The sequence below is a fragment of the Pseudodonghicola flavimaris genome (assembly GCF_030164425.1).
In the GTDB taxonomy this organism is placed as follows: domain Bacteria; phylum Pseudomonadota; class Alphaproteobacteria; order Rhodobacterales; family Rhodobacteraceae; genus Pseudodonghicola; species Pseudodonghicola flavimaris.
This window is the reverse complement of record NZ_JASNJD010000003.1, coordinates 19,570-36,599: the sequence shown is the minus strand read 5'-3', so window position 1 is coordinate 36,599 and position 17,030 is coordinate 19,570. Positions and strand designations below refer to the sequence as shown.

The following is a 17,030-nucleotide window of genomic DNA, read 5'->3' as shown; positions in this document are numbered from 1 at the left end:
GCGGTGGCGGGATCAGACCCAGGCGAAGATGTCGGACCCGTCGGTCGCCTCGATAAGGGTCTGGACGGTGCGGGTTTCATCCGCCAGCCCGTCGCCATCGACATCGAAACTGGCGGTGGCGATCACCGTGTTGACGGCGCCGGGCGTGGTGTCGAGCCCGGTGATCTGCCCCTCGAAGCCGAGATCGCCGCCGCCGAGATCGATCAGATCGGCGGTGGTCAGGCCGGAATCGGTGCCATTCACACTCAGGTTGAACTCGATCACATCGGCGGGAAACAGCGGCGAGGCCCCCAGCGCATCGCCCAGCTGCGAGGCATTGGCGAAGACCTGCGCGCCACCGGTGTTGTCGATCTGGTCCAGCCGCGATTTCGTCACCGTGCCGAAACCGATCGCGGTCACCGAGGTCCCCGCATTCCAGATCGCCTGCACCTCGTCCATATAGGCGCTGGGGCTGGAATTGCTGACCGAGGTGCCGTTGCCGTTGGGGTTATAGGCGATCAGTGGCACGCCATCGGAAATGAAGACCATGTAGTTTTCGTCACCGTCCTGCGGCACCAGGAAATCCGCCGCCAGCCGCATCCCGGCTTCGTAGTTGGTGACCTGCCGCAGCTGCGCCTGGAGCGGGGTTCCGGTCCGGATATCCGTGAGCGCGGCATCGTAGAGATCGAAAGTGGCGCCGAAGGCATCCGGGGTGGGGCTGAGCTCGCCGGAGAACTGCACCAGCTGGATCTCGACGTCGGTTCCGGTGCCGGCGAACTGGCTGCGCAACAGGTCGATGGTGTCCTGCACCGCGGTCAGCTGCTGGGTCCACTCCGTCGCGTTGATCGAGCCGGAGCCATCGATGACGAAGGAGACATTGACATCCTTCTGGTCCAGATCGCCGAAGTTGATGCTGACCGACACCTCGCTTTCGTCGTTATAGGTGCGGTCCTCGGTGGTCAGGCCCAGGCTGATGGTCTGGCCGTTCAGCGCCGCGACGGCAGTGTCGGTATCGCTTTCGATCAGCGGGTCGATGATGTGGATGTGGGCGTCGGCGATGTTGCTGGTGGCGCCTTCGGTGTCATCGACAGTGTAGCTCACCACGGCGATGCGGGACTCATCGGTGTTGTCACCGCCGACATCGTTGGCGGTGAAATCGATCTGGCCGCCGTTGACCGAGGTGGAGCCATAGGGGCTGGTCGCCACCACCGTCAGTGACGCCGGGTCGAGGCTGCCGTCGCGATCCTCGTCGTTGGCGAGCACGTCGATGCTGACGCTGTCACCGGCTTCGACGACGATCCGGTCGGCGGCGGTGGTGCCGTCGTCATAGGCGTCCGGCGGCAGGTTGATATGGGGCGCATCGCCCACCACCTTCTGACCGTCGCCACGGTCGCCATCCGGGCCGACCGAGGTGACCCGGGCGCCGAAGCGCATTTCGCTGAGGATATCGAGGTTCAGATCCCCGTCGGCCGAGGCAAGGGTGAAGCTGGTGGCGTCGATATCGTCCTTCGCCATGCCCGGGGTGCCGAAGCCGACACCGGCGTCAAATCCGTTGCCCTTGTTGGTATGCTTGCCATTCATGTTGTTGCCCCGGCCGAGATCGGTCACGGCATCGGCGGCGAACTGCGAGGCGGTGACATCGTCGCCGCGCACCGAGAGCCCGCCCAGGACGCTTTCATCGGCAAGATCGAAAAAGAGCCCGCGCAGGTCGCCCTCGAGACCGCCGGTTTCGTCCAGCGCAATGTCGAACCGCAGTTCGCGATAGCCGGTACCTGGATTGATGACCTCGGTCACGGTGACGATGATGTCGATTGCGCCGGGAATGGTGAATGATGTGCTGGCCATGGTGAGGCTCCTTGAAAAAAATTCTGCAAAATCTAGCCGCTTGGCTGTGAAACTCGCTAAAAACAAATCGTCGGATCGAAGGTTGCCGGTTATCGGTCGGCGTGCCGGGCTGAAATGCTCCGGCCTTCGTGCGGGACAGCTGACAGGAAAAAGGTTGACGTAACGTCAACTTCCTCGAGAAAACATCTTCCGCTATGCGAAAATTGTCTGTGACATACCAGAGCTTATGTCAGTCGTGGCGGCTGTTGTCACGGCCTGTCTCCGCCGCAGCGCGGCACCGCTGCAGGGTCTGCCAAGGTCGGCCCGCGGCTCAGGCCTCTTCCAGCAGCAGTGCCGCGATGATCGCCTTGGCGCTCTCGGACGTCCAGTCGGCGTCGCCCATCAGGCGGCCGATCTCGCGCCCCTCGGGGTCGACGATCAGGGTGACGGGCAACCCCAGCACCCCCATGTCGCGGGCAAGCGCCTGTTTCGGATCCTGATAGCGGGGCAGGTCGGTAACGCCGATCTCGTCGAAGAATTTCTTGATCCCGGCGGGAGAATTCCGCCCGGTGGCGATGGTCACCACCTGAAAGCCTTCGCCGCCGAATTCCTCCTGCAGGGCATTCAGCATCGGCATCTCCTTGCGACAGGGCGCGCACCAGGTGGCCCAGAAGTTCACCAGCAGATACTTGCCGCGATACTCGGCCAGCGTCGCGGTGCCGGCGCCGTCCGGCTTCTGGAAAGCGAGGTCCGAGACCGGTTTTGGCGTCTCGTGCAGGGCCAGCTTCTTCATGTCGCCCTCGCGCAGCGCCTGGAGGGTGGCCAGATCGGCCGCAGCTGCGACGTTTGCACCCAGCATCAGGGCCATATAAAGGGTCAGGAAACGGAACAGGCGCATTTTACCTCCACGGGTGCAGAACATGGCAGATCAATCCTCGAACCAGATGTGGGGCGGCCGCTTCGCCGCCGGACCGGACGCGATCATGGAGGCAATTAATGCCTCGATCGGCTTCGACAAGCGGATGGCGTCCCAGGATATCGCCGGGTCGAGAGCCCATGCCGCCATGCTGGCCGCGACGGGCGTGATCAGCGATAGCGATGCCGAAGCCATTCGGGAAGGGCTGCTCACGGTCTTGTCAGAGATCGAGGCCGGCAGTTTCGCCTTCTCCACCGCGCTGGAAGACATCCACATGAATGTGGAGGCGCGGCTGAAGGAGATCATCGGCGAGCCTGCGGGCCGTCTGCACACTGGCCGGTCGCGCAACGACCAGGTTGCGACCGACTTCAAGCTCTGGGTGCGGGACCAGTTCGATGCCGCCGAAGCCGGGCTCATCGCGCTGATCCGCGCGCTTCTGACGCAGGCTGCGGCCGGCGCCGATTGGGTGATGCCGGGCTTTACCCACCTGCAGACCGCCCAGCCGGTGACCTGGGGCCACCACATGATGGCCTATGTCGAGATGTTCGGTCGCGACCTCTCCCGCGTGCGCGACGCCCGCAAGCGGATGAACGAAAGCCCGCTGGGGGCCGCCGCGCTGGCCGGCACCTCCTTTCCGATCGACCGCCACATGACGGCCGAGGCCCTGGGCTTCGACCGGCCCTCGGCCAACAGCCTCGATGCCGTGTCGGACCGCGATTTCGCGCTGGAATTCCTGTCGGTAGCCTCGATCAGCGCCATGCACCTGAGCCGGATGGCCGAGGAGCTGGTGATCTGGTCTTCGGCCCAGTTCCGGTTCGTGGCGCTCAGTGATCGCTTCTCGACCGGGTCGTCGATCATGCCGCAGAAGAAGAACCCCGATGCGGCGGAACTGATCCGCGCCAAGATAGGCCGCATCTTCGGCGCCAATACCGCGCTGATGATGGTGATGAAGGGGCTGCCCTTGGCCTATTCCAAGGATATGCAGGAAGACAAGGAGCAGGTCTTCGATGCCGCCGACAACTGGATGCTGGCGCTGGCGGCGATGGAAGGCATGGTCAAGGACATGACTGCCAACCGCGACAACCTGGCCGCCGCCGCCGGGTCCGGTTTCTCCACCGCCACCGATCTGGCCGACTGGCTGGTGCGGGTGCTGAAGGTGCCGTTCCGCGATGCCCACCACGTCACCGGCACCCTGGTGGCGATGGCGGAGCAGAAGGGCTGCGATCTGCCCGACCTGACGCTGGCAGACATGCAGTCGGTCCACGCCGGCATTACCGAGGATGTCTTCTCGGTCCTCGGGGTGGAGAATTCGGTCAATTCGCGGATGTCTTATGGCGGCACCGCGCCGGCGCAGGTGCGCGAGCAGATCGCGCGCTGGACCGCGTTGCTGGGCTGAGGCAGGCTGACTGGGCCAATGGACGCGCCGCCGGCCCGGTAAGAAGACTTGGTGATCCGGCGCCGGGACCCGACCGTAACGCGAGCTGAGGAGCCTTGCCGTTGAAACAGATGATTGCTGCGATGCTGACGCTGCTGGCACTTGCGGCCTGCGGCGTGGACGGAGAACCGATCCCGCCGTCGCGCGCGGCCCATGCCGGGCCAATCGCCGGATACTGACCCATCGCCCCTGGCGGAAGGAGCGGCCGATGTCCCCCCTGCGCATGATCTTTCTGGCCCTGTCGATCTGGGGTGCGGTGCACCCGATGATGCATATCGGAACTTGGATCGCGGCCAACGGGCCGAACCCGCTGGGGCTGATCGCCGAATGGTTCAGCACGCCGGCCAGCGCGGCGGTGACCTGGGATCTGGTGATCTCCGCCATCGCGCTGATCGTCTTCATCCTTGCGGAAGTCGCCGTGCGGCGGAACTGGATCGCCCTCGTTGCGATTCCGGCGACATTGCTGATCGGGGTCAGCTGCGGTCTGCCGCTCTACCTGTTCCTGCGCAGCCGCCCGGTGGTCTGACTTTTTCCGATTGGGCGACAGTAAGCCCCATTTTGGCCATCTTTGTTGGGTAACCGTGAACGCAACACCGTTCCCAGCCGGAGGCCGCGATGACCGATTCCACCGTTAACGCCAAAGCGCTCGTCACCCCGCCGAGCAGTTCCGGCCCGGTCAGTGCCCCCAACATCGTCGAGGTTGCGCGCCGCTATCGTGTCAGCCCGTTCCGGCAGCTGCGGGAAATGGTTCAGCTCAACCTCGGGCAGGGGCGCGTCGCGCAGAAGGATTACTACAGCCTCGGGCTCTATGATCCGGCGATTTCGGCAGAGGCGAAACGGGCCTATGTCGGCGTCAAGGGCAGCCATCAGCTGAACTGGCGGCTGAACCCCAGCGAGTTGAGCCGCGCCACCCATTTCATGCGCGACAAGGTGCTTTACCCCTCGCTGCTGACCCAGCTGGGGATCGCCTCCACCCGGACCCAGGCGGTGGCGCAGGCCGACCGGCTCTATGGCAACATCCCGACCCTCTCGACCCCGGAGGAGATCAGCGGTTTCCTACGCCGGGAGGCGGCCTATCCGATCTTCGCCAAGCCACGCAACGCCTCCGGCAGCTTCGGTTCGGCCCTGCTGACCGGGATCGACGACGACATGCTGGTGCTGGGCAGCGGTCGCCGCGTCGCGCTTGAGGCCTTCTGTCGGGAGGTGTTCACCGATTACCCGGATGGCTTCCTGTTCCAGACCGCGCTGCGTCAGCATCCCGATATGGCGGCGATGACCGGTGGCGTCGCGGTGGGATCGCTGCGGATTGTCACCCTGCGTGACGAGGCGCTGCCGCGGCCGCTCTATGCGCTGTGGAAACTGCCTTCGCCCAAGGCGATGTCGGACAATTTCTGGCAGGAGGGCAGCATGGTGGCCGCCGTCGATGACGCGGGCAGGCTGTCGCGGGCGCGGATCGGCACCGGCCTGCAGGGCCGCTGGATCGCAGAACATCCGGTGTCCGGCATGGCCTTCGACGGCTTCGAGGTGCCGCATTTCCACGCCGCGCTGGATGTGGCGGCGCGGGCCCATGCCATGTTCCCCGATTTCGGCCTGATCGGCTGGGATATCGCCATCTGCGCCGACGGTCCGGTGATCATCGAGGCCAACGACTCGCCGCATCACACGCTCTATCAGCTGGCCTTCGGCCAGGGGGTGCGCAATCCCGGCCTGCTGCCGCGGCTGGAGGCGGCGATCGCCCGGTCGGATCGGATGCGCGCGGCGAAAAAGGCGCGTCCGGGCGGGCGGCTCCGGTCGAAATACCACCGCCGCTGAGCCGCCGGCGACCTGCGCCCTTCGATTGCAATTGATCTGTGCCGCGCTTTCTCTTAAGCGCGCGATATGGATCATTTTCTCTATAAGGACGGCGTCCTGCACGCCGAGGATGTCCCGCTGCCCGAGATCGCGGCTGCGGTGGGCACCCCCTTCTACGTCTATTCGACGGCGACGCTGCTGCGGCACTTCCGGCTTTTCGACGATGCGCTGGAGGGGATGGACCATCTGGTCTGCTACGCGGTCAAGGCGGCCTCGAACCAGGCGATCCTGCGCACGCTGGCCGCGGCCGGCGCCGGCATGGATGTGGTGAGCGAGGGCGAATACCGCCGCGCCAGGGCGGCGGGAGTGCCGGGCGACAAGATCGTCTTCTCCGGTGTCGGCAAGACGGCGGACGAGATCCGCTATGTGCTCTCCGACGGGGTGCGCCAGCTCAACGTCGAATCCGAGCCCGAGCTGGAAGTGATCAGCGCCGTCGCGGTGGAGCTGGGAGTGGTCGCGCCGATCACCCTGCGGGTCAATCCGGACGTCGATGCCAAGACTCACGCCAAGATCGCCACCGGCAAATCGGAGAACAAATTCGGCATCCCGATCGCCCAGGCGCGTGCGGTCTATGCCCGTGCGGCTGAGCTGCCGGGGGTCGAGGCGATCGGCATCGATGTTCACATCGGCAGCCAGCTGACCCAGCTGGAGCCTTTCGAGCTGGCCTATCGGAAGGTGGCGGAACTGACCGAGGTGCTGCGCGCCGACGGGCACGACATCCGCCGACTCGATCTGGGCGGCGGTCTGGGCATTCCCTACACCCGCTCGAACGAGGCGCCGCCGCTGCCGTCGGACTATGGTGCGCTGATCCGTCGCACGCTGGGGCATCTGGGCTGCGAGATCGAGATCGAGCCGGGCCGGCTGATCGCCGGCAATGCCGGGCTGATGGTGTCGCGGCTGGTCTATGTCAAACACGGGGAGGGGCGCGATTTCCTGATCCTCGATGCCGCGATGAACGATCTGGTGCGTCCGGCGATGTACGATGCGCATCACGACATTGTTCCGGTGGTGGAAGCCGCTGCTGCGGCCGAAAGCACGCCTTACGACATCGTCGGGCCGGTCTGCGAAACCGGCGATACCTTCGCCCGCCAGCGGGCGATGCCGCCGGTGGCCCCGGGCGACCTGATCGCCTTCCGCAGCGCCGGCGCCTATGGCGCGGTGATGTCGAGCGAGTATAACAGCCGCCCGCTGATCCCCGAGGTGCTGGTGAAAGGGGACCAGTTCGCGGTAATCCGCCGACGTCCGACCTTTGACGAAATGATAAATCGCGATACCATCCCCGAATGGCTCTGAGCCGGACGGGCGCGCTGTCCCGCCAGAGCGTCAAGGAGTGGTACCGCCGATGCCCCGGGCGCCTGACGACGACCCCGTGACACAGAAACTGCGTCTGCCCCTGCGGCTGACGCAGGCCGGCATGCTGGCGGAACGGTTGCTGCGCTGTTTCTGGCCGGTAATTTCCATCGTCATGGCGGTGCTGGCGGCGCTGATGCTGGGGCTGCACGAACTCGCCCCGATCGAGGTTGTCTGGATCCTCGGCGTGATCGCCGTTTTCGCAGGTCTGGGACTGGGCCTTCGGGGCGCGCTGCGGTTCCGTTGGCCGGGCCGGGCCGACGCGCTGGCACGGCTCGACGAAACCCTGCCGGGCCGGCCGCTCCGCGCGCTGCACGACCAGCAGGCGATCGGTGCCGGCGATGCCGCCTCGGCGGCGGTCTGGCGCGCGCATCAGGCCCGCATGGCGGCCCGTGCCGCCGCCGCGAAGCCGGTGCGCCCCGATCTGCGGCTGGCGCGTCGCGATCCCTTTGCCCTGCGGTACGTGGCGCTGTTGGCGCTGCTGGTGGGGCTGGTCTTCGGATCGATCTGGCAGGTGGGCTCGGTCACCCGGATGACCCCCGGGGGGGCGGCGCCCCTGGCCGGCGGGCCGACCTGGGAAGGCTGGGTCGAGCCGCCACGCTATACCGGCCTGCCGACGCTCTATCTCAACGATATCGCCGAGGCGGAGCTGACGGTGCCGGAGAACAGCCGCGTCACCCTGCGGTTCTATGGCGAGGTCGGCGCGCTGACGCTGGCGGAAACCGTGTCGGGCCGCACCGGAGAACTGCCCTCCGCCGCCGACCCGCAACAGGATTTCACTGTCACCCGCTCCGGCCATCTGCGGATTGACGGGCCGGGCGGTCACAGCTGGGATGTGACGGTGGTGCGCGATGCCGTTCCCGAGATCTCGGTCACCGGCGCGGCCGAGGTCGGTGCCGCGGGCGAAATGACGCTGCCGTTCCTGGCGCGTGACGATTACGGCATCATCGGCGGACAGGCGGTCATCGCACTGGACCTGGACGCGGTCGACCGCCGCTATGGGCTTGCCACCGATCCCGAACCACGAGAGCCGGTCACGGTCGAACTGCCGATGCCGATCACCGGCAGCCGGACCGATTTCAGCGAGAAACTGATCGAGGATTTCTCGAAACACCCCTGGGCCAATCTGCCGGTGACCATCACGCTTGCCGCCACCGATGCGGCGGGCCAGGTGGGGCAGGCGCTGCCCTATGTCACGGCGCTGCCGGCGCGGCGGTTCTTCGATCCGCTGGCGGCCGCGGTGGCCGAACAGCGCCGCGATCTGCTGTGGTCCCGGGACAATGCGGTGCGGGTGGCACAGGTGCTGCGGGCGATCTCTCATCGCCCGGATGAGGTGTTTCGCTCCGAGACCGCCTATCTGAGGTTGCGGGTCACCCTGCGCCGGCTGGAGAATTTTACCGCCCATGGCATCACCGCGGCGGAGCGCGACGAGATCGCCGAAGCGCTCTGGACCCTGGCGCTGTTGCTGGAGGAGGGCGATCTGAGCGATGCGCTGGAGCGGCTGCGCCGGGCGCAGGACCGTTTGTCTGAGGCGATGAAGAACGGCGCCAGCGATCAGGAGATCGCCGAGCTGATGCAGGAGCTGCGCGACGCCACCGACAATTACATGCGCCAGCTCAGCCGTCAGGCCCGCGAGAACGGCGAGGAGATGGACCCGAGCGCCTTGCCGGAGAACACCCTGCAGATGTCGCAGAACGACCTGCAGCGGATGATGGACCGGATTCAGGAGCTGATGGAGCAGGGCCGCATGGCCGAGGCCGAACAGGCGCTGCGCGAGCTTCAGCAGATGATGGAGAACATGCGCGTCACCCAGGGCCAGGGGCAGGGCGGCCAATCCGAGGGCCAGCGCGCGATGGAGGGGCTGTCGGACACCCTGCGCAACCAGCAGGGGCTGAGCGATCAGGCCTTCCGCGATCTGCAGGACCGCTTCTCTCCGGACGGGCAGCAGGGCCAGCGGCAACCGGGGCAGCAGGGCCAGGACGGTCGCGAGGGCGAAATGGGCCAGGGCGAGATGGGCCAGGGCGAGATGGGCCAGGGCGGCTCCGGCGGGCAGGCGCAGGGGCAGGGCCAGGATGGCCAGCAGCCGGGCCAAGACGGCCGGCCGGGAACGCGCCAGGGGATGTCCCCGGGCGACGGCCCGGGCTCGCTCGCTGACCGGCAGCAGGCGCTGCGGCAGGAACTTCAGCGCCAGCAGGGGAATCTGCCCGGGGCCGGAACGCCGGAGGGCGATGCCGCCCGCGAGGCTCTGGGCCGGGCCGGTCGCGCCATGGACGGCGCCGAGGAGGCGCTGCGTCAGGACGATCTGGCCGAGGCGATCGACAAGCAGTCCGAAGCGATCGAGGCGCTGCGCGAAGGCATGCGGGCGTTGGGAGAGGCGTTGGCGCAGGAAGAGGGGCGCCGCTCACCGCAGGGGCAGGGCATGGCAGAGGGCGACGCCAGCGGCCGCAGCCGCGATCCGCTGGGCCGCGAGGCGGGCTCGAACGGTGCACTCGGCTCGGACGAGGGGATGCTGCAGGGCGAGGATGTCTATCGCCGGGCCCGCGACCTGCTTGACGAAATCCGCCGCCGCTCCGGTGAGGGAGAACGGCCGGCGCTGGAGCTGGAATACCTGCGCCGGCTGCTGGAGCGGTTCTGAGACCTGCCTGGGGCCGGCCGTTTACAGGAGCGCGGCGCGCGCACCGGGCATAGCCCAGGTGCATCCCTGGCGAGGCATGGTCCCGATTGCCTGAACCCTGCTCCGCCCGAGCCCTATTCCGGCCGTGTTCCACCCAGGGTGCTGTCGACCCAATAGCGGGCCTGATCGACCATCGCCACATAGGCGCTGAGCATCGGGTCGGCCTGCGGCACCGCCCGGGCGATCCGGGGCGCGTTGACGTAGACCAGAAGCAGCGCCGCGCCGATCAGCAGCGCCACCGCGAAGCCGCGCACCATGGTGCTTCCGCCCCGCGCGTCGCCGCGGGTCTCTGCACTCTCCTCGGCCGCTGCGGGGCGCGCGCCGGTGCCGCCGGCCCGCAGGGTCGAGTTGATTTCCTCGATATCGGGCAGCAGATCGCGGCGCGAACCGGTGGCGGGGTCGGTCGCGGCATCCTCGCTGGGTTCGGGTTCAGCGGTGCCCCCCTGCAGCCGGGCCATGCGGTCCTGGGCCTGCCGGGCGCGCAGGTCGGTGTCGTCGCGATCATAGCTCTCCAGCCCGAGCTCCGGCTGGCTTTCCAGAGATCCGCTCTCCCGGGCGCGCAGCCGGGTTTCCCGCTCGGCCTCCTCGCGCAGGATGTCGGCGACCGAGGTATCGATCGCGGCACGCGCCGGGGCAGCCGGCGGCGGCGCTGCGGCTTCCACGATCTCCTCGTCGTCCTCTTCCTCGTCCCAGGCCTCGGGCGCGTCCTCTGCGATCTCCTCCGCCGCGGCGGTCTCCTCCTCCGGCGCGTCCCATTCCGGGGTGCGCGGGGGCGTGGGGGCTTCGGGCTCCGGCGGCGGGGTCCAGTCCTCGCCGGTGACGGCGGCGCGCAGCTCTTCCTCTTCCTCAAGCAGCTCGGCCTCGTCCTCAAGCAGCCCCTCGGGATGCGCCGGATGCGCCTGGAACCAGGTGTGGCTGCAGTTCGAACATTGCACATCGCGTCCTTCAGGCGGGATCACCTCGTCCGGGACCTCGTATTGTGCCCCGCAATTCGGACATGTCAGACGCATGCAGCCCTCCTGGCCCGGCGAATTTCCTGTGTGTTCGACTGATCATAGGGCGCAAGCGCTTCCCGGGGAAGAGAGGAAACCGGTTCATGTGCCGCGCAGCGGACCGCTTGTTCGCCGGGGCCCGCGCGCTTGGCATTGAAACTGGCCTGAGGCTGGGGCACAAGATCATGTGCAAACCAGGGGGCGCTCAGTGATCGAGCTGGACAATGTCGGCTACAGCTATGGCGGCGGCGCGTTGCTGAGCAATGTCTCGGTAACGCTGGCCCCGGGGTCGTTTCATTTTCTGACCGGGCCCTCCGGCGCCGGCAAGACGACGCTGCTCAAGCTCTGCTATGGCGCGCTGGAACCCACATCGGGGCGGGTCAAGGCCTTCGAGTCGGACATGCGCGGGTTCGACCGCGACCAGATGGCGATGCTGCGTCGGCGCATCGGCGTGGTGCATCAGGACTGTCGGTTTCTCGATCACCTGCCGGTGGCGGATAACATCGCCCTGCCGCTGGTGGTCTCGGGCCGCGACATGCTGCGCGAGGCGGAGAACCTGCGGGAGCTGATCGCCTGGGTGGGCCTGTCGGAACGGGCCGACGCGCTGCCCCCGGAGCTGTCGGGCGGCGAACGCCAGCGGGCGGCACTGGCGCGGGCGGTGATCCTGTCGCCGGATGTCATTCTGGCCGACGAGCCGACCGGCAACGTCGACTGGGAGATGTCGATGCGGCTGCTGCAGCTGCTGGTCGAGCTGAACCGCATGGGCAAGACGGTGTTGATCGCCAGCCACGATCTGGGGCTGATCCGCGCCGCCAAGAGCCAGGTTCAGGCCCGCGTGCTGCGGATTTCGAACCGGCGGCTGCAACTGGCGGGGGCGGATCTGTGAACCGGGGAACCATCCGCAGCTATTTCATCGGCGATGCCCAGGCCGACCGGGTGGTGCCGCCGTCGGGCTTTACCGCGCGGCTGACCCTGTTCGCCGCCGGTGCGATGGCCTTTCTCGCCGTTTTCGCCTTGGCGCTGTCGCTGGCCGCCGGCCGTCTGGCCGATCGCTGGGCGAGCGAACTGGCGCGCTCCGCCACGTTGCGGATCACCGCGCCGGCGGATCAGATGGCGGCCCAGACCGAGGTGGCGCTGACCATCCTGCGCCAGACCCCCGGGGTCGCCCGCGCCCGCGCGCTCAGCCCGCAGGAACAGGCCGGGCTGCTGGCCCCCTGGTTCGGTCCGGGACTGGATCTGGCGACCCTGCCGGTGCCGCAGCTGATCGAGGTGACCGAAGACGAAACCGGCTATGACGCCGCCGGGCTGCGGCTGCGGCTGGCGGCGGAGGTGCCGGGCGCGGTGCTGGACGATCACACCCGCTGGCGCCGGCCGCTGGTCGAGGCCGCCACCAGCCTGCGCCGGATCGGCTGGATCTCGATCGCGCTGATCGGCGGCACCATGGCGGCGATGATCTCCCTGGCCGCCCATGCGGCTCTGGCTGCCAACGCCCAGGTGATCGAGGTGCTGCGGCTGGTCGGGGCGCGCGATGTCTATATCGCCAGTGCCTTCGTGCGGCGCTTCACCATCCGGGCGCTGATCGGCGCCGTGCTCGGCACCGGGCTGGGGATGGGCGGGGTGCTGCTGCTGCCTGCCGCCTCGGACGAGGGCGGCTTTCTCACCGGGCTGGGCTTTCAGGGACTGGGTTGGCTCTGGCCGCTGCTGATACCGATTCTGGGCGCGCTGGTGGCCTTTGCCGCCACCTGGGCCGCCGCGCGAAGCCGTCTGAAGGAACTGACCTGATGCGCAAACTGCTGCAGGGCCCGCTGTCTCTGATCTATGTGATTCAGGTCTATATCGCCATGGCGGTGCTGGGCTTCGGCTTCACCCCCTGGGCGCTGGTGTCGAAACGCGGTGCGCTGGTGGCCTGCAAGCTTTATGCCCGCTATGCCATCTGGACGGCGCGCTGGATGCTGGGCCTGAAGGTCGAGGTCCGCGGCGCGGTGCCGCGGGGCGAGGTTCTGGTCGCCGCCAAGCATCAGTCGTTCTTCGACATCCTGATCATCTTCGGCGCCCTGCCGCATGCCAAGTTCATCATGAAGCGCGAACTGATGTGGACCCCGTTCATCGGGCTCTATGCCAAGCGGCTGGGCTGCATCCCTGTCAACCGCGGCAAGCGCGGCGGCGCCATCGCCAAGATGGTCAAGGACGTGGCGGCGGAATTCGCCGAACCCGGGCAGCTGGTGATCTACCCGCAGGGCACCCGCGTCGCGCCGGGGGACCGCAAGCCTTACAAGGTGGGGCCGGCGATTCTCTATGAGGGCACTGGCTATCCCTGTGTGCCGGTGGCGACCAATGTGGGGCTGTTCTGGCCGCGCAAGGGCATCATGCGCTATCCCGGCGTCGGGGTGGTCGAATTCCTCGATCCGATCCAGCCCGGGGTCGAGCGGCATCAGTTCATGGATCAGCTTGAACAGGTGATTGAGGGGCGCTCGGACATGCTGATGGTGGAGGCGAAGGCGCACTATGGAGTACGTTGAGAGCACCGAGGCCCTGGAAGCGCTGTATGGGAAGCCGCCGGAGGCGGCGCTGGTCAAGGTCGCGCGACGGATGACGCCCTGCTATCGCCAGTGGATCATGGCATCGCGGCTGTGCATCCTCGGCACCGTCGGGCCCGAGGGCACCGATGGCAGCCCGCGTGGCGACGATGGCCCGGTGGTGATGGAGCTCGACCCCGGGACGCTGGCGCTGCCCGACTGGCGTGGCAACAACCGCATCGACAGCCTGCGCAACATCGTGCGCGATCCGCGGGTGTCGCTGATGTTCCTGGTGCCCGGGTCGGACAATGTGGTGCGCGTGAACGGCACCGCGAAGATCACCGCCGATGACGATCTGCGTGCCCGCTTCGAAAAGAAGGGGCGGTTGCCGATCTGCGTGATGGTGATCCGGATCGAGGAGATCTATGCCCAATGCGCCCGGGCCCTGCTGCGCGCCAGAACCTGGAAGAGCGGGGACGAAAGCGACCGGCTGCCGACGGTGGGCGAGATGCTGAGCGAGATGACCCAGGGCAGTTTCGATGGCAAGGCCTATGACGAGGCCTGGCCGGAGCGGGCGCAACAGAGCCTCTGGTAACGCCGGGATCAGGGGACGGCGGTCAGCTTGTCCCAGAGGCGGTCCAGCTCTTCGTCGCTCAGCCGCAGGCCGAGCTCTCCGGTCAGCAGCGCGGCGAAGGTGGCGATGTCTGCGATCTCGGATTTCTCCAGCCCCTCGGGGCTTTCGCGGGTCAGGGCCCGGTTGAACACGCCGATCCGGGTGTCGCCATCGAAGCCCGCCAGCATCAGGTTGGCGGCAAAGGGCATCGCCGACCAGGTGGCACAGATGTGGTTGGCGCCGGCGATATCCATGTCACCGACATGGGCGTCGTCGAAGCCGTAGAGCGGGAACCACGCGGTTCCGGTCCATTTGTCCAGAACCCGTTCGCCGCTGATCGGATCGTCCCAGAACCGATAGCGCCCGTTCGGTGCCTGCTGCGGCGCATCGCTGTCGATCCTGAGCGGGGTCAGCGGACCGGGGCCGCCATAACCGGCATCGGCGAGGTAGAGCCCGTCCTCCAGAGTCACCTGCAGCATCAGATGGCTGCGCGGGCCGCCCGTGGACGCGCCCTTGCGCACCCGGGCCAGCGACCGGCGCAGCGGGAACCTCAGCGCCTGCAGCGCCGCCCCGAGCAGCGCGTTCAGCTCGAAGCAATAGCCGCCGCGGCGGCCATGGACGATCTTCTGCATGATCGCGGCCAGATCGAGATCGGGGGTGCCGCCGAGATAGGGGGTGATGCTGTCGAAGGGTAGGCTGCGGAGCTGGGCGCGTTGCAGGTCGCGCAGCCCCGCGGCGGTCACCGGCACCGGGGTGAGCCCGAGCCGGTCGAGATAGGCAGAGAGATCGAAGCCGCTCATCCGGGCTCCCTTCGGGGCAGACGACAGGGGCGGGGCTGGCCGCCGGCCTGAAGAACGCCCGCCGGGCCGGGGTCGGGCGGGCGTTCGGATCGGAGATGGATCAGACGCAGATCAGACGTGGATCGGGCCGTCACCGCAGGCCAGGGCCGCCTCGCGCACCGCTTCCGAATAGGTCGGGTGGGCGTGGCAGGTCAGCGCCAGATCCTCGGCCGCCGCACCGAACTCCATGGCGACGCAGATCTCGTGGATCAGCTCACCGGCTGCCGGGCCGATGATATGGGCGCCGAGGATGCGGTCGGTGTCCTTGTCGGCGAGGATCTTGACGAAGCCCTCGGTCGAGAAGGTCGCCTTGGCGCGGCCGTTGCCCATGAAGGGGAACTTGCCGACCTTATAGGCGCGGCCCTCTTCCTTCAGCTGTTCCTCGGTCTTGCCGACATTGGCGACTTCGGGGCTGGTGTAGATCACGCCAGGGATCACGCCGTAGTTCACGTGGCCATGCTTGCCGGCGATCTGCTCGGCCACCGCCATGCCCTCGTCCTCGGCCTTGTGGGCCAGCATCGGGCCGGGCACCACGTCGCCGATGGCATAGACGCCCTTGACGTTGGTCTGCCAGTCGGCGCCGATCTTGACCTGACCGCGCGGCGTCATCTCGACCCCCAGCGCCTCCAGGCCCAGACCTTCGGTATAGGGTTTGCGGCCGGTGGCGACCAGCACGGTGTCGGCGTCGATCTCATGCTCGCTGTCGTCCTTGCGCAGCTTGTAGGTGACCTTGGCCTTGCCACGGGCGATCTCGGTCTTCTGCACGGCGGCGCCCATGATGAACTCCATGCCCTGTTTCTTCAGGATGCGCTGGAAACTCTTCTGCACTTCGCCGTCCATGCCGGGGGTGATGAAATCGAGGAATTCGATCACCGTCACCTCGGCGCCGAGCCGCGAATAGACCGAGCCCAGTTCCAGCCCGATGACGCCGGCGCCGATGATGACCATCTTCTTCGGCGTCTTGGCCAGTTCCAGCGCGCCGGTGGAGGTGACGACGGTTTTCTCGTCGACCTCGACGCCGGGCAGCGAGGCGGGGGCGGAGCCGGTGGCGATGATGATGTTCTTGGCCTCGTGGACCTCATCGCCGACCTTGACCTTGCCGGCCTCGGGGATAGTGCCCCAGCCCTGCAGCCAGTCGACCTTGTTCTTCTTGAACAGGAACTCGATGCCCTTGGTGTTGCTTTCGATGACCTCGTCCTTGAAGGCGAGCATCTGTTTCCAGTCGACGCTGGGTGCCTTGCCCTTCAGGCCCATCTTGGCGAAGTTGTGCTCGGCCTCATGCAGCTGGTGGGTGGCATGCAGCAGCGCCTTCGAGGGGATGCAGCCGACGTTCAGGCAGGTGCCGCCCAGGGCGCCGCGGCCTTCGACGCAGGCGGTCTTCAGGCCCAGCTGGGCGCAGCGGATGGCGCAGACATAGCCGCCGGGGCCGCCGCCGATGATGATCACGTCATATGTTGCCATGGGTAGGCTCCTTTCGTTGAAGGGGGAGGGGGCGCTGCCCCCACCGCGCTCTGCGCGGCTCCCCCGGGATATTTCGGGCCAGAAAAAGGCCGGGAAAACGGGTGGGTGTCATAGCAGCGCCGCCAGCAGCATCACGATGGTGGCGACAAAGCCGGCGGCCCAGATGATCGAGCGCCCCGGGGTCCAGCCCCGCGCATAGGCGGGGATATAGAGCAGGCGGGCGCCGAGGTAGAGCCAGGCGCAGGCGGCGGTAAGGGGGGAGGACTGGCCCGAGACCGAGATCACCACCGCCGCGATGGTGAACAGCGCCAGCCCCTCGAAATGGTTGTCGAGCGCGCGGTGCAGTCGCCCGGCGGTGCCGGTCAGCTGTTTCGCCTCGTCCCGGGGGGAGGCGGCATAGGCGCCGCCGACCTGTTTCTGCGCGCTGGCGGAAAACAGACCGATCTGGACCACCTGCAGCAGGGCGGCGAGGGTGAGGGCGGTGAGCTCGGGGGTCATGGTGCACGCTCCGTGGATCGGAAATCCATCGCCGTCTCGGGGCAGGTCGGCAAGCCAGGGGCCCTGGACCTGATTGGTGCCT

At 67.4% G+C, this 17,030-nt stretch carries 15 protein-coding genes; 9 read left to right on the top strand and 6 right to left on the bottom strand.

The window, feature by feature from the left end; all coding sequences use genetic code 11:
• Positions 1–12: 12 nt before the first annotated feature.
• Together QO033_RS04675 and QO033_RS04670 are read right to left on the bottom strand one after the other, a co-directional pair.
• Positions 13–1,824: a vWA domain-containing protein gene (locus QO033_RS04675; RefSeq protein WP_284479781.1), complete on the bottom strand. Its 1,812-nt coding sequence runs from the start codon at positions 1,822–1,824 to the stop codon at positions 13–15.
• A 310-nt stretch (positions 1,825–2,134) separates the two neighbouring features.
• Positions 2,135–2,701, bottom strand: a complete 567-nt coding sequence (locus tag QO033_RS04670; protein ID WP_284479780.1) for a TlpA family protein disulfide reductase — start codon at positions 2,699–2,701, stop codon at positions 2,135–2,137.
• Between the two features lie 22 nt (positions 2,702–2,723).
• On the opposite strand from QO033_RS04670, the gene argH reads away from it, so the two are divergent.
• The 5 genes from argH (at position 2,724) to QO033_RS04645 (ending at position 9,990) form a co-directional block, all read left to right on the top strand.
• Positions 2,724–4,115 carry an argininosuccinate lyase gene (argH, locus tag QO033_RS04665; RefSeq protein ID WP_284479779.1) on the top strand — a complete coding sequence of 464 codons (1,392 nt, stop codon included), beginning with the start codon at positions 2,724–2,726 and terminating at the stop codon, positions 4,113–4,115.
• Positions 4,116–4,362: 247 nt separating this feature from the next.
• A complete protein-coding gene (locus tag QO033_RS04660) occupies positions 4,363–4,680 on the top strand; it encodes a DUF2834 domain-containing protein (RefSeq protein WP_284479778.1) in 318 nt (105 codons plus the stop codon).
• A gap of 89 nt (positions 4,681–4,769) precedes the next feature.
• A complete protein-coding gene (locus QO033_RS04655; protein WP_284479777.1) occupies positions 4,770–5,966 on the top strand; it encodes a sugar-transfer associated ATP-grasp domain-containing protein in 1,197 nt (398 codons plus the stop codon).
• Between the two features lie 66 nt (positions 5,967–6,032).
• Positions 6,033–7,298, top strand: a complete 1,266-nt coding sequence (gene lysA, locus QO033_RS04650; RefSeq protein ID WP_284479776.1) for a diaminopimelate decarboxylase — start codon at positions 6,033–6,035, stop codon at positions 7,296–7,298.
• Positions 7,299–7,347: 49 nt separating this feature from the next.
• Complete coding sequence (locus QO033_RS04645) at positions 7,348–9,990, top strand: TIGR02302 family protein (RefSeq protein WP_284479775.1); 2,643 nt, start codon at positions 7,348–7,350, stop codon at positions 9,988–9,990.
• Positions 9,991–10,103: 113 nt separating this feature from the next.
• Here the strand turns inward: QO033_RS04645 and QO033_RS04640 are convergent, their stop codons facing one another.
• Positions 10,104–11,039 (bottom strand): zinc-ribbon domain-containing protein, encoded by a 936-nt coding sequence (locus tag QO033_RS04640; protein WP_284479774.1) that lies wholly within the window; start codon positions 11,037–11,039, stop codon positions 10,104–10,106.
• Positions 11,040–11,229: 190 nt separating this feature from the next.
• Between QO033_RS04640 and QO033_RS04635 the strand changes: the two genes are divergently transcribed.
• Genes QO033_RS04635 through QO033_RS04620 form a run of 4 tightly spaced genes read left to right on the top strand, consistent with a single transcriptional unit; the run spans position 11,230 to position 14,132 of the window.
• Positions 11,230–11,907: a cell division ATP-binding protein FtsE gene (locus QO033_RS04635; protein ID WP_284479773.1), complete on the top strand. Its 678-nt coding sequence runs from the start codon at positions 11,230–11,232 to the stop codon at positions 11,905–11,907.
• The gene (locus QO033_RS04630; protein WP_284479772.1) at positions 11,904–12,803 is read left to right on the top strand and encodes a cell division protein FtsX; all 900 of its coding nucleotides are present in this window, start codon (positions 11,904–11,906) and stop codon (positions 12,801–12,803) included. The genes QO033_RS04635 and QO033_RS04630 overlap by 4 nt, the downstream gene beginning before the upstream one ends.
• Positions 12,803–13,540: a lysophospholipid acyltransferase family protein gene (locus QO033_RS04625; protein ID WP_284479771.1), complete on the top strand. Its 738-nt coding sequence runs from the start codon at positions 12,803–12,805 to the stop codon at positions 13,538–13,540. Before QO033_RS04630 ends, QO033_RS04625 begins: the two co-directional genes overlap by 1 nt.
• A complete protein-coding gene (locus QO033_RS04620) occupies positions 13,527–14,132 on the top strand; it encodes a pyridoxamine 5'-phosphate oxidase family protein (protein WP_284479770.1) in 606 nt (201 codons plus the stop codon). Before QO033_RS04625 ends, QO033_RS04620 begins: the two co-directional genes overlap by 14 nt.
• Positions 14,133–14,140: 8 nt before the next feature.
• Here QO033_RS04620 and QO033_RS04615 read toward each other — a convergent pair whose 3' ends face one another.
• The 3 genes from QO033_RS04615 to QO033_RS04605 form a co-directional block, all read right to left on the bottom strand.
• Positions 14,141–14,950, bottom strand: a complete 810-nt coding sequence (locus tag QO033_RS04615; RefSeq protein WP_284479769.1) for an arylamine N-acetyltransferase family protein — start codon at positions 14,948–14,950, stop codon at positions 14,141–14,143.
• Between the two features lie 111 nt (positions 14,951–15,061).
• Entirely contained in the window at positions 15,062–16,450 is a 1,389-nt protein-coding gene (lpdA, locus tag QO033_RS04610; protein ID WP_284479768.1) for a dihydrolipoyl dehydrogenase, read from the bottom strand.
• 108 nt (positions 16,451–16,558) lie between these two features.
• Entirely contained in the window at positions 16,559–16,948 is a 390-nt protein-coding gene (locus tag QO033_RS04605) for an MAPEG family protein (protein WP_284479767.1), read from the bottom strand.
• Positions 16,949–17,030: the final 82 nt, after the last annotated feature.